This window comes from Brevibacterium sp. LE-L (genome assembly GCF_050214925.1).
In the GTDB taxonomy this organism is placed as follows: domain Bacteria; phylum Actinomycetota; class Actinomycetes; order Actinomycetales; family Brevibacteriaceae; genus Brevibacterium.
Map to the genome: position 1 here is coordinate 833087 of NZ_CP189759.1, position 19875 is coordinate 852961.

General features: G+C 65.7%; 22 protein-coding genes and 1 pseudogene. 14 read left to right on the forward strand and 9 right to left on the reverse strand.

All coding sequences use genetic code 11. From position 1 onward, the window contains the following. Positions 1-44 precede the first annotated feature (44 nt). Together ACQE2J_RS03655 and ACQE2J_RS03660 are read right to left on the reverse strand one after the other, a co-directional pair. A complete protein-coding gene (locus ACQE2J_RS03655; protein ID WP_426937099.1) occupies positions 45-329 on the reverse strand; it encodes a hypothetical protein in 285 nt (94 codons plus the stop codon). Next, on the reverse strand, positions 326-937 hold the full coding sequence (locus tag ACQE2J_RS03660; RefSeq protein WP_425119905.1) for an ArsR/SmtB family transcription factor: 612 nt from the start codon (positions 935-937) through the stop codon (positions 326-328). Before ACQE2J_RS03660 ends, ACQE2J_RS03655 begins: the two co-directional genes overlap by 4 nt. A 180-nt stretch (positions 938-1117) precedes the next feature. On the opposite strand from ACQE2J_RS03660, the gene ACQE2J_RS03665 reads away from it, so the two are divergent. The 3 genes from ACQE2J_RS03665 to ACQE2J_RS03675 are packed head-to-tail and all read left to right on the forward strand — an operon-like array spanning position 1118 to position 3623. Further along, the gene (locus ACQE2J_RS03665) at positions 1118-2242 is read left to right on the forward strand and encodes a M4 family metallopeptidase (protein ID WP_426937100.1); all 1125 of its coding nucleotides are present in this window, start codon (positions 1118-1120) and stop codon (positions 2240-2242) included. After that, on the forward strand, positions 2242-2625 hold the full coding sequence (locus tag ACQE2J_RS03670; RefSeq protein WP_426937490.1) for a protealysin inhibitor emfourin: 384 nt from the start codon (positions 2242-2244) through the stop codon (positions 2623-2625). The genes ACQE2J_RS03665 and ACQE2J_RS03670 overlap by 1 nt, the downstream gene beginning before the upstream one ends. Positions 2626-2642: 17 nt before the next feature. Continuing rightward, positions 2643-3623 (forward strand): tryptophan 2,3-dioxygenase, encoded by a 981-nt coding sequence (locus tag ACQE2J_RS03675; RefSeq protein WP_426937101.1) that lies wholly within the window; start codon positions 2643-2645, stop codon positions 3621-3623. 10 nt (positions 3624-3633) lie between these two features. Here ACQE2J_RS03675 and ACQE2J_RS03680 read toward each other — a convergent pair whose 3' ends face one another. Then, a complete protein-coding gene (locus tag ACQE2J_RS03680) occupies positions 3634-4470 on the reverse strand; it encodes an alpha/beta hydrolase (RefSeq protein ID WP_426937102.1) in 837 nt (278 codons plus the stop codon). Beyond that, positions 4467-5330: an SGNH/GDSL hydrolase family protein gene (locus ACQE2J_RS03685; RefSeq protein WP_426937103.1), complete on the reverse strand. Its 864-nt coding sequence runs from the start codon at positions 5328-5330 to the stop codon at positions 4467-4469. Before ACQE2J_RS03685 ends, ACQE2J_RS03680 begins: the two co-directional genes overlap by 4 nt. A 158-nt stretch (positions 5331-5488) precedes the next feature. Between ACQE2J_RS03685 and ACQE2J_RS03690 the strand changes: the two genes are divergently transcribed. Continuing rightward, positions 5489-6769 (forward strand): amidohydrolase, encoded by a 1281-nt coding sequence (locus ACQE2J_RS03690; RefSeq protein ID WP_425119910.1) that lies wholly within the window; start codon positions 5489-5491, stop codon positions 6767-6769. Then, positions 6766-8616, forward strand: coding sequence for a threonine/serine ThrE exporter family protein (locus tag ACQE2J_RS03695; protein ID WP_426937104.1), 1851 nt, complete (start codon positions 6766-6768; stop codon positions 8614-8616). Before ACQE2J_RS03690 ends, ACQE2J_RS03695 begins: the two co-directional genes overlap by 4 nt. Here ACQE2J_RS03695 and ACQE2J_RS03700 read toward each other — a convergent pair. Further along, a complete protein-coding gene (locus ACQE2J_RS03700; RefSeq protein WP_426937105.1) occupies positions 8607-9308 on the reverse strand; it encodes a uracil-DNA glycosylase in 702 nt (233 codons plus the stop codon). The two genes, ACQE2J_RS03695 and ACQE2J_RS03700, sit on opposite strands and share 10 nt — an antisense overlap. Positions 9309-9546: 238 nt before the next feature. On the opposite strand from ACQE2J_RS03700, the gene ACQE2J_RS03705 reads away from it, so the two are divergent. From ACQE2J_RS03705 to ACQE2J_RS03730, 6 genes are all read left to right on the forward strand, one after another. Next, positions 9547-11013, forward strand: coding sequence for an aldehyde dehydrogenase family protein (locus ACQE2J_RS03705; protein WP_426937106.1), 1467 nt, complete (start codon positions 9547-9549; stop codon positions 11011-11013). 198 nt (positions 11014-11211) lie between these two features. Beyond that, positions 11212-11478 carry a DUF3263 domain-containing protein gene (locus tag ACQE2J_RS03710; protein WP_135539156.1) on the forward strand — a complete coding sequence of 89 codons (267 nt, stop codon included), beginning with the start codon at positions 11212-11214 and terminating at the stop codon, positions 11476-11478. A gap of 2 nt (positions 11479-11480) precedes the next feature. Further along, complete coding sequence (locus tag ACQE2J_RS03715) at positions 11481-12044, forward strand: LytR C-terminal domain-containing protein (protein ID WP_135539154.1); 564 nt, start codon at positions 11481-11483, stop codon at positions 12042-12044. Positions 12045-12351: 307 nt separating this feature from the next. After that, positions 12352-12555, forward strand: coding sequence for a cold-shock protein (locus ACQE2J_RS03720; protein ID WP_025780447.1), 204 nt, complete (start codon positions 12352-12354; stop codon positions 12553-12555). 527 nt (positions 12556-13082) lie between these two features. Then, positions 13083-14726 carry a chaperonin GroEL gene (gene groL, locus ACQE2J_RS03725; RefSeq protein ID WP_135539152.1) on the forward strand — a complete coding sequence of 548 codons (1644 nt, stop codon included), beginning with the start codon at positions 13083-13085 and terminating at the stop codon, positions 14724-14726. A gap of 107 nt (positions 14727-14833) precedes the next feature. Next, a complete protein-coding gene (locus tag ACQE2J_RS03730) occupies positions 14834-15217 on the forward strand; it encodes a hypothetical protein (RefSeq protein ID WP_135539150.1) in 384 nt (127 codons plus the stop codon). An 88-nt stretch (positions 15218-15305) separates the two neighbouring features. On the opposite strand, the gene ACQE2J_RS03735 is transcribed toward ACQE2J_RS03730, so the two are convergent. After that, positions 15306-15773 (reverse strand): hypothetical protein, encoded by a 468-nt coding sequence (locus tag ACQE2J_RS03735; RefSeq protein WP_426937541.1) that lies wholly within the window; start codon positions 15771-15773, stop codon positions 15306-15308. A 142-nt stretch (positions 15774-15915) separates the two neighbouring features. Then, positions 15916-16167 (reverse strand): annotated as a pseudogene (locus ACQE2J_RS03740) (DUF1707 SHOCT-like domain-containing protein); the annotation flags it as partial. On the opposite strand from ACQE2J_RS03740, the gene ACQE2J_RS03745 reads away from it, so the two are divergent. From ACQE2J_RS03745 to ACQE2J_RS03755, 3 genes are all read left to right on the forward strand, one after another. After that, complete coding sequence (locus tag ACQE2J_RS03745) at positions 16145-16894, forward strand: TSUP family transporter (RefSeq protein ID WP_135539147.1); 750 nt, start codon at positions 16145-16147, stop codon at positions 16892-16894. The pseudogene ACQE2J_RS03740 and the gene ACQE2J_RS03745 sit on opposite strands and share 23 nt — an antisense overlap. A 102-nt stretch (positions 16895-16996) precedes the next feature. Further along, a complete protein-coding gene (locus ACQE2J_RS03750; protein WP_135539145.1) occupies positions 16997-17827 on the forward strand; it encodes a hypothetical protein in 831 nt (276 codons plus the stop codon). Further along, positions 17827-18045: an RNA-binding S4 domain-containing protein gene (locus tag ACQE2J_RS03755; protein ID WP_135539144.1), complete on the forward strand. Its 219-nt coding sequence runs from the start codon at positions 17827-17829 to the stop codon at positions 18043-18045. The genes ACQE2J_RS03750 and ACQE2J_RS03755 overlap by 1 nt, the downstream gene beginning before the upstream one ends. A 266-nt stretch (positions 18046-18311) precedes the next feature. Here the strand turns inward: ACQE2J_RS03755 and pspAB are convergent, their stop codons facing one another. Together pspAB and htpX are read right to left on the reverse strand one after the other, a co-directional pair. Beyond that, positions 18312-18911 (reverse strand): PspA-associated protein PspAB, encoded by a 600-nt coding sequence (pspAB, locus tag ACQE2J_RS03760; protein ID WP_135539143.1) that lies wholly within the window; start codon positions 18909-18911, stop codon positions 18312-18314. Positions 18912-18960: 49 nt separating this feature from the next. Further along, entirely contained in the window at positions 18961-19872 is a 912-nt protein-coding gene (htpX, locus tag ACQE2J_RS03765; RefSeq protein ID WP_135539141.1) for a zinc metalloprotease HtpX, read from the reverse strand. Positions 19873-19875: the final 3 nt, after the last annotated feature.

Genomic DNA, 19875 nt, shown 5'->3' on the forward strand with positions numbered 1-19875 from the left:
GGCCCGCGGACTGAGCCGGGCCCGCGGGCTCGGCCGGGCCCGACTCAGAACGGCAGGCCGTGGTACCGGTCGAGGTGGATCTGCTTGGCGGCATCGACACGGCGCGACATCTCTGCGGAGTCGACGCGGGGTCTCAGGGCGCGGATGCGGCGGCGTTCGATCATCCACAGCGCCAGGCGCAGGAGCACGCGGTCGAGGCCGGTGGCTTCGGTGCTCGTGTCCTCACCGCTGTCGATGACGAGTTCACGGGTCACCGTGACCGTGCGTTCGACGATGCGGCGGTGGTGTGCGGCAAATGTTGGGCGGTTGGGGGTGGCGAGCGTGCTCATGATGGGGATTCCTCTCCATCGATCAGGGGGAAGGCGTTGAACTGGACCTGCACCGGGCGGGAGCCGGGATCATTGCGGCCGCGATAGCGATTGATGAGCGCCATGGTGGTCCTCTCGAATTCGGCGGCGATCTCCGACAGCTGCTCCTTCGTCAGGCGCAGGTTGCTCGTGTCGCTGACGGCGGCTTCGACCCATGCCGTCGGCATCCGCTGCTGGTCGTAGGCGGCGTCGACGAAGGCCTCGAAATTGCGGTGCATATTGCGCACGAGCTCCCGATTGACGTACTGGGAAGCGGTCCGGGTCGAGGGATCCAAGTCGCTTTCGGGACCGGGGACCCGCATGGCTCCGGGAATCCTCTCCCACCACTTCTCGCGGCCGCCCGCCTCGCCTTCGACCTCACGGATGAGGCGATGCCGAGCGAGCTGACGCAGGTGATAGCTCGTCGAGCCGGATGATTCGCCGAGGCGCTTGGCCAGAGTCGTCGCCGTCTGCGGCCCCAGCGCCGACAGGGCATCGTAGATCGCCATCCGCAGGGGATGCGCCAGGCCCTTGAGGGCTGAGGTGCTGATCTCGCGGACGCCGTTGGGGTGGGTGATCTCCTCGCTCATAATGCAAAGATACTCTTGCAAAGAAAGCTTTGCAATACTTTGTTTGCATCATTTTCCGACCATCGTTTTCCGACGGAGACCCCGCCCTGTGCGGAGCGCTCCCTCGCACGAGGCATTCGCCCCGTCCTCAGAGCGGACCGTGCCCTACCGAATCCGTGCCGAACGTGGGACGCTGGAATCATGATCTCTCACAGTGCCGTCAGCATCCGCAGCGTGATCCCGCCCTACCTCCTCGACGCCATCGCCGAGCGTGGAACCCAGCGCTTCCCGAGGGCCGCCGCCGCAGCCCGCAGCTGCCGGATGTCCGACGAGAGCTGCCGGAACCTCCGCCTGGCCGGTCTGCGCTACACCCCTCCGGCCGACCTCGACAAGGATGAGGCCGCGCTCGCCGCTCCGGCTCGGGCCGGGCTGCAGCGCCTCATCCACGATGCCGAGAACACCGAGGTCCTGCCCGGCACCCTCGTCCTCTCCGAAGGCGAAGCGCCGGTGAGCGATGAGCCGGTCAATGAGGCCTACGACGGCCTCGGCGCCGCCTACGCGCTGTTCTCCGAAGCGTTCTCCCGCGACTCCCTCGACGGTCAGGGGATGCCCCTCATGGCCAGCGTCCACTACGGCAAGGACTACGACAACGCCTTCTTCGACGGCCGCCTCATGGTCTTCGGCGACGGCGACGATGAGGTGTTCACCGGTTTCACCGGATCCGTGTCGATCATCGGCCACGAGCTCTCCCACGGGGTCATCAGCCACACCGCCGACCTCGAATACTCCGGCCAGCCGGGAGCGCTCAACGAACACTGCGCCGATGTCTTCGGTGCCCTCACCCAGCAGCATGCGGCCGGGCAGAACGCCGAGGACGCGGATTGGCTCATCGGCGCTGGGATCTTCACCGCCGAGGTGACCGGTCGAGCCCTGCGATCGATGATCGAACCCGGCACGGCCTATGACGACGATGTCCTCGGCAGGGATCCGCAGCCCGCGCACGTGGACGACTTCGTCACCACCGATTCCGACAACGGCGGGGTCCACCTCAACTCCGGCATCCCGAACCGTGCCTTCGCGCTCGCGGCGACGAGCATCGGCGGTCCCGCCTGGGAGAGCGCCGGACAGGTCTGGTACTCAGTCCTCACGGGGTCCGAGATCACGAAGCAGACCGATTTCGCCGGTTTCGCCCAGCTCACCATCGCCGAGGCGGCCGACCAGTTCGGTGCCGGATCCGACGTGCACGATGCGGTCGTCGCCGGATGGGAAGCAGTCGGCATCTCCCACGCGGCCTCGGCCAGGGGAAACCAAGGGAGCAGCTGGTGATGGACAGCGAGGCCGATGCCGCGGCCGGAGGCCCGGCAGGAGGCGACCGCGGGGACGCGAGCGAACCTGCGCAAGGGCGAGACGACGGTTATGGTCGCCTGCTCGTCGAACGCACGGGCGGGATCGGCGGCATGCTGCTCGTGTGGGAGGTCGACATCGATGCGAGCAGTCGTCGAGAGGACCTCGGCCGCACGGTCGCCGAACTGCCGTGGTCGCAAGCTGAGTCCGGTGCGCCACCGGCCGGTGCCGACCGCTTCGCCTACCTCATCGAGAGCCGGTACGGTTCCGTCCGATTCGGCGAAGGGCAGATGCCGCAGGAATGGCAGCGACTCATCGACGAGGTCCGCGAGGTCACCGAACCGCAGAGGCGGCGACCCGGCTGAGCCCTATGCTGGAACCCATGACCGATTCGAATTCCGCTCCGGGCGACGAGGCCCGGACGACCACTGACGATCGCACCCGCACACCGACAGAAGCGAACGAGTCTCCCACCGCCGGGTCGACCGCGGAGAAGAACGTCCGCGATCTCGAAGCCGGGGTCCACACCGACCTCAAGGAGACGATGACCTACGGGTCCTATCTCGACCTCGATCGTCTGCTCGGTGCTCAGCACCCCGTCAGCAGCCCCGAGCATCACGACGAGATGCTCTTCATCATCCAGCATCAGACGACCGAACTGTGGTTCCGCCTCGTCATCCACGAACTCCTCGACGCCCGACGGCTCATCGCCGCCGACGAGCTGCAGACCGCGCTCAAGCGCATTGCCCGCGTCAAACACATCCAGAAGACCCTGACCGAACAGTGGTCGGTCCTCGCGACTCTCACCCCCAGCGAATACATCGGGTTCCGCGACCACCTCGGTCGGGCCTCCGGTTTCCAATCCTGGCAGTACCGGGCAGTGGAATTCCTGCTCGGCAACAAGAACCGAGCCATGCTGCCGGTCTTCGACGGCGAACCCGAAGCGCGTGCGACGCTCGAGCGGTACCTTGAGGAGCCGAGCATCTACGATGAGTTCCTCGCCTGCCTCGCCCGTCGCGGACTCCCGGTCCCGCAGCGACTGCTCGACCGGGACACATCGGTGGCGCACACCTTCGACGAAGAGCTGCTCGAGACCTTCCGGGTCATCTATGAGAACTCGCAGAAGTACTGGCAGGAATACGAAAGCTGCGAAGAACTCGTCGACCTCGAGGAGAACTTCCAACTCTGGCGCTACCGGCACATGCGCACGGTGCTGAGGATCATCGGCATGAAACGCGGAACCGGCGGGTCGAGCGGAGTGGGCTTCCTGCAGAAGGCGCTCGACCTCACCTTCTTCCCCGAACTCTTCGAGATCCGCACCGGCATCGAGAACGGCCCCGGAATCAGCCCCGAAGGGGTCTGAGGACCGGGCCTCACTCGAGGAGAAGGTCCCTCACCTGCGCGAAGTAGGGTGACTCGGGGTCGATGACATCAGCATGGTTGGCTCCGGGCAGCTCGGTCAGGGCGGCAGGGAAGACGCGAGAGAACTCGACATCGACGATCCCATCGGCATCCCCGTGGATCGAATGCACGTTCACCCGGGTCGGGATGAGTGCGACCCGAGACCGCGGATCGTGACGCAGATACGCCTCGAGATCCTCTTCCGGCCGCACCCCCATATAGTCGAGCACGGCCCCATCGCCGAGGTGGCCGGCGACCTCTCGCAGCAGATCGGTCACCGGTGCCAGGGGCCGCAGACGGATCCGCGGTCCCGTCGCGGGCAGGTGCGACGCCCACGCCAGCACGAGGCAGCCTCCGGCCGAATGGCCCGACACGATGAGGTTCTCCCGCGCCTGCTCGCCGGCACCCCAGCGCGGCAGTGCGGCACACACCGAGTCGATGGCCGCGGTGACATCGTCGAGCAGGTGCGGCTGCCCGCCGATCCGACGGTATTCGACGGCGGCGACGAGCACCCCGGACTCGGCCAGCGCACGAGCCAGAGGGCGGGCGTGGGCGAGATCCGTGCGGGGGCGGAAGTAGCCGCCGTGGACGAAGACCACCGTCGCCGAGGCGGTCGCCGGATCACCATAGACCTCGACGAACTGGTCGGGGGAGTCCCCATAGGAGTACCGGAACGCCGGCACGCTCATCTCCGACTCGACCGCGCCCGCCTCTGCGCCGGTCCTGCCGGGTCCCGAATCACGCACGGCGACCGCGAGCTCGGCTCCGGCGGACGCGAGTGCGGGGATCCGTTCGCCTTCGATGCTCATCCCTGTGCGTGGCCGGGCCCGTTCGCCCCGTCGACGTCGTCGGTCCGGGCAGAGTTGCGTGCCCGCTCGATGAGATCGGCGACGCGGGTGAGTTCGGCCAGTTTCGGGTCGAGCTTGTCACCGGAGGACTCTCCGCGCAGACGCCGACCGACCCACGGGCCCAGATACTGCCGCGCCCACCGGGACTCTTCGCTCATGACCTCGCGGATCGCCCGTGTCGGGCGGGCCGGAATGCCGAAGCCCTCGGTCGGCAGCGAATGTCCGGATTCGAGTGTGGCCAGGGCCTGCTCGGCCACGAGGTGATGCCCCTTGGGGGAGAGGTGGATGCGGTCGTCGGCCCACATCTCCACAGCATAGAGCGAGCGCAGACCCCACAGGTCGACCATATGGCAGCCGTGGCGCTGCGCGATCGACCACAGGTGAGCGTTGTAGATGCCCACGCGAGGGCGCACCGCGCGGATGAGCGGGGTGCTGAACTCGGTGTCGAAGCCATTGCACATGAGCACCTCGATGCCGGCCTCCCGCAGGGCGATGACCGCGCGTTCGTACTTCGCCGCCAGAGCATCGATATCGGCCTTCGGGCGCAGGCAGTCGTTGCCGCCTCCGCACAGACTGACCAGGTCGGGTTTCATCTCGAGCGCACGCGGCACCTGCTCGTCGAGGATGCGGTCGAGCAGGCGACCGCGGATCGCGAGATTGGCATAGGAGACATCGGGGCTGCCGATCGAGGATTCGGTGAGCATGAGCGCCAGACGGTCGGCCCAACCGCGGTACCGATCATCCCCGCGCGGGTCGGGATCCATCAGCCCTTCACTGAACGAATCTCCGACAGCGACGTATGAGGTGATGGTCTCGAGCATCAGGGAACCTTCTCTCTTCGAACGATTGTCCAAGACTATACGCCGGAGCTGACGCGGGGCACTCACGAGGGCGGCGGAGTGACCCGAGCGAAACGTCAAGTGGCGTAGACTCGTTTCCGCAGCCAGACGACGCCGCCGTCCCCATTGCTAGGAGCACAATGTACCGTTCGGTTCCGGTCCCCGCCGCCACAGATCTCGTGATCACCAACGCACGGATCGTGCCCGTCGCCGATGCGCACGGGCACCGCGCCGAGGCGATCGAATCGGGTACGCTCACCGTCACCGACGGCCGCATCGCCGAGGTGGTCGCCGGTTCCGTCGACACCGCCGACCTGCCGTCGGACACCGAGGTCATCGATGCCGGAGGACGCTGGGTCCTGCCCGGTTTCATCGAAGCCCACGGCCACCTCGGCGTGCATGAGGACGGCGAAGGCTGGTCCGGTGATGACACGAACGAGATGACCGATCCCAACGGGGCCGGTCTGCGTGCACTCGACGGGATCGATCCCACCGAACTCGGGTTCAAGGACGCCCTGCGCGGCGGCGTCACCTCCGCCCTCATCAAACCCGGGTCCGGCAACCCCATCGGCGGCCGCACCGCCTTCGTCAAGACCTGGGGACGCATCGTCGACGAGATGCTCATCAGCGAAGACCTGTCCGTGAAGTCCGCACTCGGGGAGAACCCGAAACGCGTCTACGGAGAGAAGAAGACGACCCCCTCGACGAGGATGGGCACCGCGAAGATCCTCCGCGACGCCTTCGTCGACGCCCGCAACTACCAGGCCAAACGCGCCCACGCCGAAGCGGAGGGCACACCGTTCGACCGTGACCTGGTCAAGGAGACCCTGGCCGACATCCTCGACGGAAAGCTCGCCCTGGACCAGCACTGCCACCGTGCCGACGACATCGCCACGGCCATCCGCCTGTCCGAGGAATTCGGGTACCGGCTGATCATCAACCACGGCACCGAAGGCCACAAGATCGCCGACTACATCGCCGCCAAGGGCATCGACGTCATCCTCGGCCCCCTGATGACCTCGCGTTCGAAGGTCGAACTGCGCGACCGCACCCTGGCCACCGCAGCGGCCCTGGCCAGGGCCGGGGTGCGCATCGCCCTGACCACCGACCACCCGGTCATCCCGATCAACTTCCTCATCCACGAGGCCGCGCTGGCCGTGAAGGAAGGACTCGACCCGGTCGTCGCCATCGAAGCCCTGACGATCAACCCGGCCGCGATGTTCGGACTCGAGGACCGCCTCGGGTCCCTGGCCGTCGGCCGCGACGCCGATATCGTCATCTGGTCGGGCGACCCGCTCGACCTCGACTCGCGTGCCGAGACCGTGTTCGTCTCCGGTCGCCGAGTCTTCGACTTCGACGCCGGGACGGGAACCGCGAACGTCGCCGACCCACACGGCCCGACACTCATCTGCGAGCCGTGAGCGACGAGAATCTCGAAGACGCCACCACCGCCGAGGTGCGGGTCGATGAACCGACCGCGCCCGGTCCCGTCCGCGGGTCGTCGCCGTCCCCGGTAGTCGCCGGCAACCCGGAAGCCGGATCCCATGCCCTGCGGGAGCTGCTCGAACGCACCCGTCTGCAGCGCCTGGCCGAACTGCGGGAATCCTCGCCGGAACCCCTGCCCGAGGACATTGCGAAGGCCGCGGCCGCGAAAGCCGCGAAATCGAACCGCAGCAGCGGACGGTCCAAGCCGCGCACCGACCACCTCGGTGCGTCTCAGCGGATCGCACAGCGAGTCGCCCGGCGCACGGTCGGCAAACTCGTCTCCGGCACCACGACCAATACGCAGCCGGTGCCGATCGTCACCGCGCTCAAAGGCACCCCGTACCAGGCACCGGTGCAGGCGACCGAACCGAGCGAGGACGAAGCGAGGATGGTCCTCGACCTCGCCGCCGACATCGCGGCGATGATGATGCGCGCCGGCGCCGGCACCAGTGATGTCGAAGTCTCCGTGATCGCCGCCTGCACCGCGTGCGGTCTGGCCACCGTCGAGGTGGACCTGACCTCGAACACCCTGGTCGTGCACTATTCGACCTCCGACGGCCGACTCATGACCGTGATGCGGGTCAACCGGAGCGAGTCCACGCATTTCGCGAAGCTCGCCTCGGTGCACAAGCTCGTCACCGACCTCGTCGACGGTCGTCTCGAATTCCAAGAGGCCCGCAGCCGCCTCGACGCGATCCGGTCTCAGCGGCGACCGTTTCCCCAATGGTTCGTCACCGGTGCCTGGGGACTCATGGTCGGTGCGCTCGTCCTGCTGCTCGGAGGAGGACCGGTCGCGGTGCCCTTGGGCATCGTCATGGCCATCGTCGTCTTCCAGTTCGGCAAACTGCTCGGCCGGACCCATCTGCCCTCGTTCTTCATCACCGCGGCGCAGGCCGCCTCGGCGACGCTCATCGCTACGATCGCCGGCGACATCGGCATCATCAACTCGCCGCAGTACCTCGTGGCCGCCGGCATCGTCCTGCTCCTGCCGACCCAATCGCTGTATTCGGCGGTCCAAGACGCGCTGACGAACTTCCCTCTCACCGCGGCCGGGCGGGTGGTCGGCGTGTTCATGGCCTTGGCCGGCATCGTCTCCGGCATCGCCTTGGGAGTCGTGTGCGGACAGGCGATCGGGCTCAGCCATATCGAAGTCCTTGTGCCGAAGACGAGTCCGCACGTGGTCACAGCGATCCTGTCGATGGTCGCCGCCGCCGTGGTGTCGATGTCCGGTGCCGTGGCGATGTCGGCCCGGCGTCGGTTCATCCTGCCCGCTGCCCTGGTCGGTCTGGCCTCGCACATCACGATGATGACGCTGACGCTGCTGCACATCGACAATGTGCTCGCGAGTCTCCTCGCCGCCACCGTCACCGGATTCCTCTCGAGGCCCTTGGCTCTGCGGCTGGGAGCACCGGCCATCGTGCTCATGATTCCCGGCATCTACACCCTGCTCCAGGGTCTGTCGATCTTCACCGCCGTCTACCAGATCGCCTCGGATTCGGAGAACGTGTCCTTCGCCGTGGGACTGTCCTCACTGTTCACCGCGATCCTCGCGAATGCGGCCCTGGCCGTCGGCGCCGTGCTCGGAAGCTACCTGGCGCTGCCGCTGAAGAACCTCAAGAGCCGCAGCTCGGCGGAGAAGACCGTTGCCTCGGTGCGCAGCAATGAGCCGTCGACGGCCGTGATGGATTCGGTCCAGCCGGGTGCGGCGAAGACCCCGACGACCGGGAAGATCCCGACCGTGTCGACGAAGGCGCAGCCCGAGCCCGGGGCGGATCAGTCCTGAGGCGGCAGCGCCCAGTCGATGGGCGCGATCCCCTTCTGCGCGAGCAGATCATTCGTGCGTGAGAACGGGCGGGAACCGAAGAACCCGCGGCTGGCCGACAGCGGCGAGGGGTGCGGGGATTCGATGATGGCCACCTCGGCGGTGCCCGAGGTCAGCAGCGGCGCAAGGTTGCGAGCGTCCCGGCCCCAGAGGATCGCGACGAGCGGCTGCTCCCGTTCCGTCAGGGCCACGATCGCCCGCTCCGTGATCTCCTCCCACCCCTTGCCGCGGTGGGAGGCCGGCTGCCCGGGAGCGACGGTGAGCGCACGGTTGAGCAGCATCACCCCCTGCCGGGACCACGCCCGCAGGTCTCCATGCGGTGCCGGCGCGATGCCGAGGTCGGCCTCGAGCTCCTTGTAGATATTGCCCAGCGATCTCGGCAGCGGCCGGACACCGGGGTCGACGGCGAAGGACAGGCCGATGGGATGTCCGATCGTCGGATAGGGGTCCTGACCGACGATGAGGACCTTGACCTGGGACAGCGGTTCGGCGAAGGCGCGGAAGACGGATTCCCCGGACGGCAGATATTCGCGGCCGGCGGCGAGCTCGGCGCGGAGGAAGTCGCCCATCTTATGGATGCGCTCCTCCACTCCGGCCAGGGCCTGAGCCCAATCGGGGGACATGATCTCGGTCATCGGAGGTGTCGACGTCATGGGCACGAGTGTAACGAGGACAGTGACGAGAACGGACGTGCCGCCTCGGCGAAGGTGGGAGAGGTCGGGCCGCCTCGGGGAGGGGCCGGGGTCGTCGGCCCCGCCTCGGTGAAGGTGCGCGAGTGTGCACGAAGCGCAGATCGGGTGTGCGCGATCGCCTATTGAGCCGGTGTATTGCTCGCCGAGCGCACACGTTATGCTCGCCCTAAGAAGTTCATCGTTGAACGAAAGGACCGAAATGCCGGAATTCCCAGAGGCCAGGAACTGGAAGATGCTCATCGGCGGCGAGTGGGTCGACGCCGCTGACGGTGACACCACCGATGTCATCACCCCGATCGACCGCAACGTCGTCATCGCCAAGGTGCCCAACGGCAAGGAGGCCGACGCGGATCGTGCCGTCAAGGCCGCGCGGAAGGCCTTCCCCGAGTGGGCCGCCGTGCCGTTCAAGGAACGCCAGAAGAAGCTTCTGGCCTGCGCCGATGCTCTCGAAGTGGCGTCGGAGGAACTCGCTCAGCTGACTGCCATCGACACCGGCAACGCGATCCGTACGCAGGCTCGGCCGGAGACGATCACCCTGGCCGACCTGTTCCGCTACATGGGCGGAGTCGCCGGTGAGATCAAGGGCAACACCCTGCCCGCCGGAGACAAGCAGCTGCAGTACACCAAGCGTGTGCCGCTGGGCGTCGTGGCCGGCATCCTGCCGTGGAACTCGCCGCTGATGATCGCCGCTTTCAAGACCCCTGCCGCGCTCGCCGCCGGCAACACGATCGTGCTCAAGTGCGCCGAAGACGCACCCCTGACGATCCTCAAGATGGCCGAGATCATCGCCGACATCCTGCCCGCCGGTGTGCTCAACGTCGTCACGGGCAAGGGTTCGGTCATCGGTGAGGCGCTCAACGTCCACCCCGATGTCGACAAGGTCTCGTTCACCGGTTCGACGAGCGTCGGCCGTCACGTCGCCGAGGTGGCCGGCGGTCGTCTCGCGCATTCGTCGATGGAGCTCGGCGGCAAGAGCCCGAATATCATCTTCCCCGACTCGAACGACCAGGACACCCTCGACCAGGTGCTCCTGTCGACGCGCTTCGCCCGCCAGGGCCAGTCGTGCACGATGGGCTCGCGCCTGTTCCTCCACGAGGACATCTACGACGACTTCCTGTCCAAGCTCGTCGATGCCGTCTCGAAGATGAAGGTCGGTGACCCCCGCGACGAGGACACCGACATCGGCTGCATCATCAATCAGAAGCAGTACGACCAGGTCTCCAGCTACATCGAGATGGGCAAATCGATGGACGGCGTGGAGATCGCCTACGACGGCTCCGATTCCCTCGAGGTCGGCGAGCCCGGCTTCTACCACGCCCCTGTGATCTTCTCGAAGGCGAAGAACGATTGGCAGACCAGCCGCGAAGAGATCTTCGGCCCCGTCCTCTCGGTCATCCCGTGGAAGGACATCGACGAGGTCATCGATATGGCCAACGACTCGGACTTCGGGCTCGCGGCCTTCGTCTTCACCAAGGATGTCGATGCGGCGCTGACCATGGCCAACCGCATCGAGTCCGGCTGGGTCCAGGTCAACCAGGGCGGCGGCCAGCTGGCCGGCCAGTCCTACGGCGGAATGAAGACCTCCGGCTTCGGCCGCGAGGCATCGCTGGAGGGCATGCTCGAGGGCTTCACCCAGATCAAGCAGGTCAACATCCGCATCCGCTGAATCGCCTCCATCGGCGCGAAGGTCCGGTTCCTCACCCCGTCGCAACGGTCATCGCACAGATGCCGGGCGGCGGGGTGACGCCGTTTTCACCCCGGTGGGGAGCGAGGTCACAGCCCGATCGGCGCGCCGGGAATTTCAGTCCCGTCGATCGGGCGATAATATAGAAGCACAGACATCTCTCGAAGGAGCACACCCTCTATGCCGTCGAACAACGACACCTCAGAACTGAGCGAGCTCGAGGTGGCCGTTTTGGAGTTCGAGCGGCGGTGGTGGAAATACGGCGGTGCCAAGGACCACGCGATCCGTGAGCGCTTCGACATGTCTGCCACCAGCTACTTCCAGATCCTGAACTCGCTTCTCGACAACCCTGCAGCTCTGGCCAGCGACCCCATGCTGGTCAAGCGCCTTCGCCGGATCCGCAGCACGCGGCAGAGCGAGCGCGCCCAAGCCCGCGTCTCGAGGTAGACATGACCGACGAATTCGACGAGATCGAGCCCGGCCGGCGCAGCGGTGCCCATCGACAGGAGTCCGCGGCGTCGTCGAACATCGGCGCCATCTCGCTGGTCATCGTGCTCGCGCTGGTCGCGGTCCTCCTCGTCGTGGCTGCCATCAACATCATCGTCTCGTCGATGGGCAACCCCGAATCCAAGGTCGAGGACCCCGCGGCATCGGAGTCGACCTCTGCCGAACCCTCACCGAGCGAAAGCGAAGTCAGCGTCGCCGACGACTCGATCACCGTCGATGTCCTCAACGGCTCCGGCGTCTCGGGCGCTGCGAAGAAGTTCTCCGAAGCGGTCGAGGAGAAGGGCTGGAAGCTCGGCCAGGTCGGCAACTATTCGACGAACCTCACCGATTCGACCGTGTACTACAAGGGCGAGGAGAACGCCTCGCAGGCGAAGCTCGTCGCCGAATCGCTGGGCGTTTCGGCCACGGAGGCCTCTGAGGACTTCGACGCCGATGTCACTGTCGTGATCTGTTCGGACATCGCCGATCGCGGCCCCGAGCCCAGCGAAGGCGGGGACTCGGAATAGTCCGAGCCGGTCGGTCGGGTCCTTTGACCGCAACCCCTGGTGTGAACTGGGCGAAAACTCTTATGTAACGAATCTATAACAGTGTTGAGCGGCCCGGGGTGGGGTGCATGCCTGCGGTAGAGTTGCACCAGCTAGGCAAGCACAGCACCTTGTGTTCTATTCGTGCTTCACCGAGATTATTCTCCCGAGGTCAATGAGAGAAGTCGCGGGGTCGGTTGAGTTTTGCCAGCTTCCGTATTCCAGATGCGGTCGCCCGATCGCGGCTGAAGTACGGGATTTCAATGGCACTGCACTGTATGGAGAAGTAATGGCACAAGGTACCGTCAAGTGGTTCAACGCTGAAAAGGGCTACGGCTTCATCACCCTTGAAGGCGACAACCAGGACGTGTTCGTTCACTGGAGCGCAATCCAGATGGACGGCTACCGCTCTCTCGAAGAGGGCCAGCAGGTTCAGTTCGAAGTCGGAGAAGGACAAAAGGGTCCTCAGGCGGAGTCCGTCACCCTCCTCTGAGACTGACTGCTATCAACACAGTCTTCTGATCCGCTGCGGCGGGGCGTCGGAACGGCTTTCGGGTCGACCGGCACCAATCGCACGGGGAAAGCGCCGAGCAGGCAACTGCTCGGCGCTTTTCAGTGCCCGCGTGGGAAGGGTCCTCCAGGGCGGGAGATTCGATTCGGCACGGTTCGGGTTGAACAGCACATGTTTGAAACCGTGCTGCTCGACTTTGAGTGGGCCTCTCGCAATCGGCCCGCGCCACCGTTTCGCGCTGGGCCGAACTGCCCTCTGTGCCTTCACCGTGGGCCGACAACTCGCGGATCTCAACTGTTCTCGTCCATCTTGGCGGGCGACGAATATTTGCACTCGCATGGTGAGAGTGCTAAATCTAGTAGTGGTGAAAACCGATGGGTTCCCATCAGTTGTCTCGAGAGCGTGGTCCTTATGTGGAATGGAACATGCGGGCACACTCTCTGCCGTCGCGGGCGCTGACGACTGCTCTGGTTTCCCACTCCACTCCATCAGGGAGGATCTAAGCCGCTATGGCAAAGATGATTGCATTCGACGAAGAAGCTCGTCGAGGACTCGAAGCTGGACTCAACCAGCTTGCGGACGCGGTCAAGGTGACCCTTGGACCCCGCGGTCGCAACGTCGTGCTCGAAAAGCAGTGGGGCGCACCGACCATCACCAACGATGGTGTCTCCATCGCCAAGGAGATCGAACTCGAGGATCCCTACGAGAAGATCGGCGCCGAGCTCGTCAAGGAAGTCGCTAAGAAGACTGACGACGTCGCAGGCGACGGAACCACCACCGCTACCGTGCTCGCTCAGGCTCTCGTCCGCGAAGGCCTGCGCAACGTGGCAGCCGGTGCTGATCCGCTCAGCCTCAAGCGCGGCATCGAAAAGGCAGTGGAAGCTGTCACCGGTGTGCTGCTGAAGAACGCCATCGACATCGAGACCAAGGAACAGATCGCCGCGACCGCCGGCATCTCCGCCGGAGATCCTGCGATCGGCGAACTGATCGCCGAGGCCATCGATAAGGTCGGCAAGGAAGGCGTCGTCACCGTCGAAGAGTCCAACACCTTCGGACTCGAGCTCGAACTGACCGAGGGTATGCGCTTCGACAAGGGCTACATCTCCGGTTACTTCGTCACCGACACCGATCGTCAGGAAGCTGTCCTTGAGGATCCCTACATCCTCATCGTCAACTCCAAGATCTCGAATGTGAAGGATCTGCTGCCGGTCCTCGAGAAGGTCCAGCAGTCCAACAAGCCCCTGTTCATCATCGCCGAAGACGTCGAGGGCGAAGCCCTGGCCGTCCTGGTGCTGAACAAGCTCAAGGGCACCTTCAAGTCCGTGGCCGTCAAGGCTCCGGGCTTCGGTGACCGCCGCAAGGCTCAGCTCGCCGACATCGCCATCCTCACCGGCGGCCAGGTCGTGTCCGAGGAAGTCGGGCTCAAGCTCGACGGCGTGACCACCGATCTGCTGGGCACCGCCCGCAAGGTCGTCATCACCAAGGACGAGACCACCATCGTTGAGGGCGCAGGAGACGCCGAGGAGATCGCCGGTCGGGTCGCTCAGATCCGCGCGGAGATCGAGAACTCGGACTCCGACTACGACCGTGAGAAGCTGCAGGAACGTCTGGCCAAGCTGGCCGGCGGTGTTGCAGTCATCAAGGCCGGAGCCGCGACCGAGGTCGAGCTCAAGGAAACGAAGCACCGCATTGAAGATGCCGTGCGCAACGCCAAGGCTGCTGTGGAAGAGGGAATCGTCGCCGGTGGCGGCGTGTCCCTGATCCAGGCGGGCAAGGCCGCTTTCGCCGACCTCTCACTCGAGGGAGACGAGGCCACCGGTGCCAACATCGTCAAGGTTGCCATCGAAGCCCCGCTCAAGCAGATCGCCACGAACGCCGGCCTCGAAGCCGGTGTGGTTGCCGACAAGGTCGCCAACCTCGAACCCGGATTCGGTCTCAACGCCGCAACCGGTGGCTACGAGGACCTGCTGGCCGCCGGCATCAACGACCCGGTCAAGGTGACCCGCTCTGCTCTGCAGAACGCCGCCTCGATCGCCGGTCTGTTCCTCACCACCGAGTCGGTCGTCGCCGACAAGCCCGAAAAGGCCGGAGCAGGTGCAGACGCAGCTGCCGGCATGGACGGCATGGGTGGAATGGGCGGCATGGGCTTCTGATAGCCCCCGCTGCTCGATCGGCCGTGCCGGTGCCCCCAGGGGCGCCGGCACGGCTTTTTCATGCCCGCAGCATTGTCACCCCCGCGCGGCACGCCTAGGCTGGGCCCATGACCTTCACCGGCACCGATTCCTGCGGAAACAGCCCGAAGAACACTTTTGTCGCCCGCTTCGAAGAGCACCTGTTCGCCGGCGCACGGGATCCCCTCGCCGAGGTGGTCGCCGACGACTGCGTCCTCCAGATCATGCGGATGGGCACGGTGGAGACCGCCACCGGCCGGGCCGAAGTCGTCGATGCGCTGCTGGCCCTGTCCGCTCATGTGCCCGAGACCGGTCATCTCGAAGCGGCGATCACCCACGGCAAAGCCGCAGCCGCCTGGGGCTACTGGCAGACCGAGGCCGACAGCAACGATCTGCGTCACTTCTCGCACACCATGTGGTTCACCACGCACAAGGCGGAGGCCTTTGCGCAGATCCGAATCTTCCAGACCTAGGACGCACCTGATCCTCCAGCGAAGGTCCCTCGGCCATCGGGCGATCAGCCGCCGTTGCCGCAGCCGGTCGCCCTCGAACTGCCTGAGTTCAGTCCCAAGGGTTGTCGCGGTGATGCCGGTGCCGCGACCTGCGCCGGCGCCTCTCATCCCGACGTGAGATCTGACCGGGGGAGTACGGCGGGTGGGGCGGATGCGGCGGTTGCAGCCCCCTGCCGAACTCGGCTTCATAGTCTCGCTCGGGCGTCTCACTCTGCTCGAGCTTCCGTCGGGCCTCGGCGTCACCGAGGTGGGCTCGGGCCCGGCGCGTGAGCTCCTTCTTCCGATTGCGGATGATCTCGTCCTTGTGCGCGATCCGGCCCAATCCGCCCAACAGCATGGGGACGATGACGAAGATCGGCCAGAAGAAGATGACCTGCCCCGAGACGATCGATGAGAACGCCCAGATCGCCAGCACGATCCCAACGGGACCCGCGACGGCGCCGAGCAGGGCCCGGCGCACCCGATCCCGATAGTACTTCTGCGCCGCTGCATCGATCTGCTCCGGCGTGATCGGCACCCGGTCCTCTTCGAGACGCGCCAGGGCCTGCGCCCGTCTCGTCGAGCGTGCCCGGTTCGACTTCGGCAGGGTCGGTGAGGACGAGGTCCTCGATCAGCGCGGGGACTTCACCGAGCGTTTTGATCTTCGCAGCCGCCTCGGTGCGCTCATCGAATTCCTCGACATCGAGCTGACCGAGGGCATAACCCTCCGAGAGGACATCACTGACGACCGCGCGATCGGCATCGGAGGCTCGGACCTGCCCATACGATCGCGGATCTGCGCTGAATCGCGACCAGAGGGGACTGGCATTCATGGTGAATACTCTAACCCCGCGGTCAGCGGTGAGACTGAGGATCAGCCGGGAATCGGGCTGGACTAGACTCGACCGAGTGGAACCCGTGGTCGTGCTCATCCTCTTCGCAGTCTTCCTCGGTGCCCTGTCCCAACGTGTCACCGGGATGGGGTTCGGCCTGGTCAGCGGCCCGTTTCTCGTTCTTCTCCTCGATCCGTTCAGCGGGATCATCCTCGTCAACATCTGCGGGATCGTCGCCGCGTTCTCGGTCTTCACCCGGACCTTCGCCGAGGTGGATTGGCCGTCCTTCCGCCACCTGGCCCTGGGCGCGGTGATCGGAACGATCCCCGGGGCGCTCCTCGCCTCGGTCCTGCCCACCCCACCGCTGCAGATCCTCATCGGTCTGCTCATCATCGTCTCCCTCATCAGCTCTCTGACTCTGGGGAGGTTCGGGCGCCGGATTCCCGCGAACATCGGCACCCGCATGGGAGCCGGCCTGCTCTCGGGTGCGATGTCGGCGGCTGCCGGAGCCGGGGGACCGGCAGTCAGCGCCTATGCGGTGCTGACGAAATGGGAGCAGCGGTCCTTCGCGGCGACTCTGCAGCCGTTCCTCGTCGTGGGAACCGCCTCGGCGGTGGTGATGAAGTTGATCGTCCACGGTGGGGTGTGGCCGCACCTGGAGCCGTTCACCTGGATCGCATTGGGGGTCGTGCTCGTGGCAGGACTGGTCGGCGGCGATCGGCTCGCCCGGCACATCGACGTGTCGATCGCACGGATCGGCATGCTCGTGTTGGCTTTCGGCGGGGGAGTCGCCGCCCTGGTCAAAGGTGTGTTCGCGCTGGTCTGAGCGCGGTTCGGGACTGAGTGGATGTCAGGCCCAGGCTCAGACGCCTGTCAGATTAGTCAGGCATACTGTTCGAGGACATAGACAGCCGGGGAGGCATAGATCGTGAGTACGGTATTCCTATTGCTGCTCGTGGTTCTCGGGGCAGTATTCTTCGTCGGTCACCGTAAGGAGAAGCAGCGTCAGCGGGAACTGCACGCCGCCGAACTTCAGCAGGTGAAGAAGACCGCCGAAGAGGACGTCACCTCCTTCGGGGAAGAGGTCGCAGAACTCGATCTCATCACCGCGGGAGTCGACCTCGACACGGGTGGGGCACAGGACTACAAGCAGGCGCTGGATTCCTACGACATCGCCAAGGAGACTCTCGCGAAGGTCGACGAGCCCACCGATATCCGGCACGTCACCGAGGCGCTCGAGGACGGCCGCTATGCCGCGAAGTGCGTGCGGGCCCGGGTCGAAGGCGAACCCCTTCCCGTGCGTCGACCGCCCTGCTTCTTCAATCCGCAGCACGGACCCTCGGTCGAGGACATCGACTGGGCTCCGGCCGGAGGCCAGCTGCGCCCCGTGCCCGTGTGCGCCGCAGACGCCGAACGCGTGGCTGTCGGTGCCGAACCGATGGTGCGCAAGGTCGTCACCGGTGACGGACACACCCGCCGCGCCTATTGGGAGGCCGGTCCGGCCTATGCCGAATACAACCGCGGCTATTTCAACTCCTATGCCGGTTCCGGTCTGCTGCCGGGCGTTCTCATGGGCGCCATGCTCTTCGGCGGAATGGGCGGCGGCTGGGACGGTGCCTACGGAGGAGACATGGGCGACGCCGGAGGAGACATGGGCGGCGGTGACGGCGGTGGCTTCTTCGGGGGCGACGGTGGTGATGGCGGCGGCCTGTTCGGCGGCGACGGCGGCGGCTTCGACTCCGGAGGATTCGACTTCTGATGGATACGATCGAGATCCGCGGCGAGTCCATCAAGCTCGGTCAGCTGCTCAAACTCCACGGTGTGGCCGAACACGGTGCCATGGCCAAGGACATGATCGCCGACGGTGAGGTCACCGTCAACGGTGAGGTCGAGACCCGCCGCGGTGCGATTATCCGCCCCGGCGACCGCGTCGAAGCTCTCGGCGAAGTCATCGAGATCAGTGCCGAACAGGACTGACGAACTCGCCTGACGAGCCGGACGAACCTGTTCGACGAGCGGACAGCCGGACCCGACGAACCGGTTTGACGAGCAGACAGCCGGACCCGACGAACCTGTCTGAAGACTAGTTTCTGATGTGAATGGAGGGCGTCCCCGCGGGGACGCCCTCCAACTGTCTGTCCTTAGGGACCCTGCGCTCGGACGGGACCCTGCCTTCGGACTGGACCCAGCGCTCGGACGGGACCCTGCCTTCGGACTGGGACTGCCTACTGCAGCTGAAATGCCTACTGCAGCTCGGGAGCGCCTGGAGTGTCGTTCATACCCGGGGCGTCCCACAGTGCCGACCAGTTCGACGTATCCTCTTCGAAGGGCAGCTCGCCGGAGAGGACCCCCTTGACCTGGATCTCCAAGGGGTTGTCCCGCTGCTTCGGCCCCAACTGCACGAAGGGGTAGAAGGTGCCGCGCTTGTACTGGTAGACCAGTGCCATCCGGCGTCCGTCGGGGTGGACGAAGTACGCGGTGGTGCACAGCAGCATCGTGTCGAAGCCCTGGCTGACCAGCGCCGAGTTCACGGCGTGGATGTTCGTCACGAGGTTGACCACCTCGGCGTTCTCATCCGACACGACCTGCCAGGTGAACCCATAGCCGTCGTTCTCCTGTCGCACCGAGGCGGCCGGGTCGGAACCGATGAGGGCGACGCTTTCGGACTCCGCCGACTGGAACGCGGCTCCTTCGACCTGGCGGAAGGCAACAGCGCCGACTCCGGTCGGGGTGAAGCCGGTGGCCGCTTGCAGGGTCAGCGCGGCAGGCGGCAGTGCGAAGAGGTCGTCGAGGTTGGCGCGCTTCGGTTTGGTGCGGCCGAGCAGTGCGTCGAAGAAGCCCATGGAACTCCTAGTTCGGGGGTGGTGTGGTCGCGAGTGGTGCGGTGGAGGGTCACTCAGGGCGGGAGAGCTGCGCGGAGATCTTCGACAGCTGTTCCAGACGCTTTTCGAGCGACGGGTGGGTGGAGAAGAGCTGACCGAACGCGGCCTTGCCGCTGATGGCCGGAATGAGCGCCAAGTGGTTCGCCGAGGCGGAAGAGCGCAGGTCCTTCTCCGGGATCTTGCTCATGTCTCCGCTGAGCTTCGTCAGCGCCGAGGCCAGCGTCGAGGGGGCACCCGTGAGGATGGCAGCGGCGCGGTCGGCGGCGAGCTCGCGGTAGCGTGAGAGGCTGCGGATGAGGACGAAGGACAGACCGTAGACAACGGCACCGACGAGGATGAACAGCAGTTGGATGGGAACGCCGTTGCTGTTGTTGTTCGAGCGCCCGAAGCTCATGTAGTACCCGGCGCGCATCATCAGAGCGGCGACGACTCCGGTGACTCCGGCAACCGTCATCACTGTGACGTCGCGGTGAGCGACGTGGGAGAGCTCATGGGCCAACACGACTTCGACCTCTTCGCGGTTGAGCTTCTCCAACAGGCCGCGGGTGACGCACACGACCGAGCGCTCCGGTGAGCGGCCGGTGGCGAAGGCGTTGGGGATGGCCGAGTTCGACACCGCCACTCGCGGTTTGGTCGCGTCGGAGAGTTGGCAGAGCCGATCGACGAGCGTGTGCAGTTCGGGTGCCTCTTCGGGGCTGACCTCCTTGGCACCCATCGCTCTCATCGCGATCGAGTCGGAGAAGTACCACTGGAAGAAGAAGGCGCCGGCGCTGATGAGCACGGCGATGATGACGCCGGAGACGCTTCCGCCGAACATCCACCAGATGGCGAGGATGAGGATGACATAGATGAGCCCGTTGAGGAAGATCGTCCATCCCATCCGCATGGTCAGTCCGTTGTCTTTGACGAAGCGACTCTTCATCGT

Coding starts and splice junctions, on each gene's coding strand:
- ACQE2J_RS03655 (WP_426937099.1), bottom strand. CDS start 329: ATGAGCACGCTCGCCACCCCCAACCGCCCAACATTTGCCGCACACCAC.
- ACQE2J_RS03660 (WP_425119905.1), bottom strand. CDS start 937: ATGAGCGAGGAGATCACCCACCCCAACGGCGTCCGCGAGATCAGCACC.
- ACQE2J_RS03665 (WP_426937100.1), top strand. CDS start 1,118: ATGATCTCTCACAGTGCCGTCAGCATCCGCAGCGTGATCCCGCCCTAC.
- ACQE2J_RS03670 (WP_426937490.1), top strand. CDS start 2,242: ATGGACAGCGAGGCCGATGCCGCGGCCGGAGGCCCGGCAGGAGGCGAC.
- ACQE2J_RS03675 (WP_426937101.1), top strand. CDS start 2,643: ATGACCGATTCGAATTCCGCTCCGGGCGACGAGGCCCGGACGACCACT.
- ACQE2J_RS03680 (WP_426937102.1), bottom strand. CDS start 4,470: ATGAGCATCGAAGGCGAACGGATCCCCGCACTCGCGTCCGCCGGAGCC.
- ACQE2J_RS03685 (WP_426937103.1), bottom strand. CDS start 5,330: ATGCTCGAGACCATCACCTCATACGTCGCTGTCGGAGATTCGTTCAGT.
- ACQE2J_RS03690 (WP_425119910.1), top strand. CDS start 5,489: ATGTACCGTTCGGTTCCGGTCCCCGCCGCCACAGATCTCGTGATCACC.
- ACQE2J_RS03700 (WP_426937105.1), bottom strand. CDS start 9,308: ATGACGTCGACACCTCCGATGACCGAGATCATGTCCCCCGATTGGGCT.
- ACQE2J_RS03705 (WP_426937106.1), top strand. CDS start 9,547: ATGCCGGAATTCCCAGAGGCCAGGAACTGGAAGATGCTCATCGGCGGC.
- ACQE2J_RS03710 (WP_135539156.1), top strand. CDS start 11,212: ATGCCGTCGAACAACGACACCTCAGAACTGAGCGAGCTCGAGGTGGCC.
- ACQE2J_RS03715 (WP_135539154.1), top strand. CDS start 11,481: ATGACCGACGAATTCGACGAGATCGAGCCCGGCCGGCGCAGCGGTGCC.
- ACQE2J_RS03720 (WP_025780447.1), top strand. CDS start 12,352: ATGGCACAAGGTACCGTCAAGTGGTTCAACGCTGAAAAGGGCTACGGC.
- groL (WP_135539152.1), top strand. CDS start 13,083: ATGGCAAAGATGATTGCATTCGACGAAGAAGCTCGTCGAGGACTCGAA.
- ACQE2J_RS03730 (WP_135539150.1), top strand. CDS start 14,834: ATGACCTTCACCGGCACCGATTCCTGCGGAAACAGCCCGAAGAACACT.
- ACQE2J_RS03755 (WP_135539144.1), top strand. CDS start 17,827: ATGGATACGATCGAGATCCGCGGCGAGTCCATCAAGCTCGGTCAGCTG.
- pspAB (WP_135539143.1), bottom strand. CDS start 18,911: ATGGGCTTCTTCGACGCACTGCTCGGCCGCACCAAACCGAAGCGCGCC.
- htpX (WP_135539141.1), bottom strand. CDS start 19,872: ATGAAGAGTCGCTTCGTCAAAGACAACGGACTGACCATGCGGATGGGA.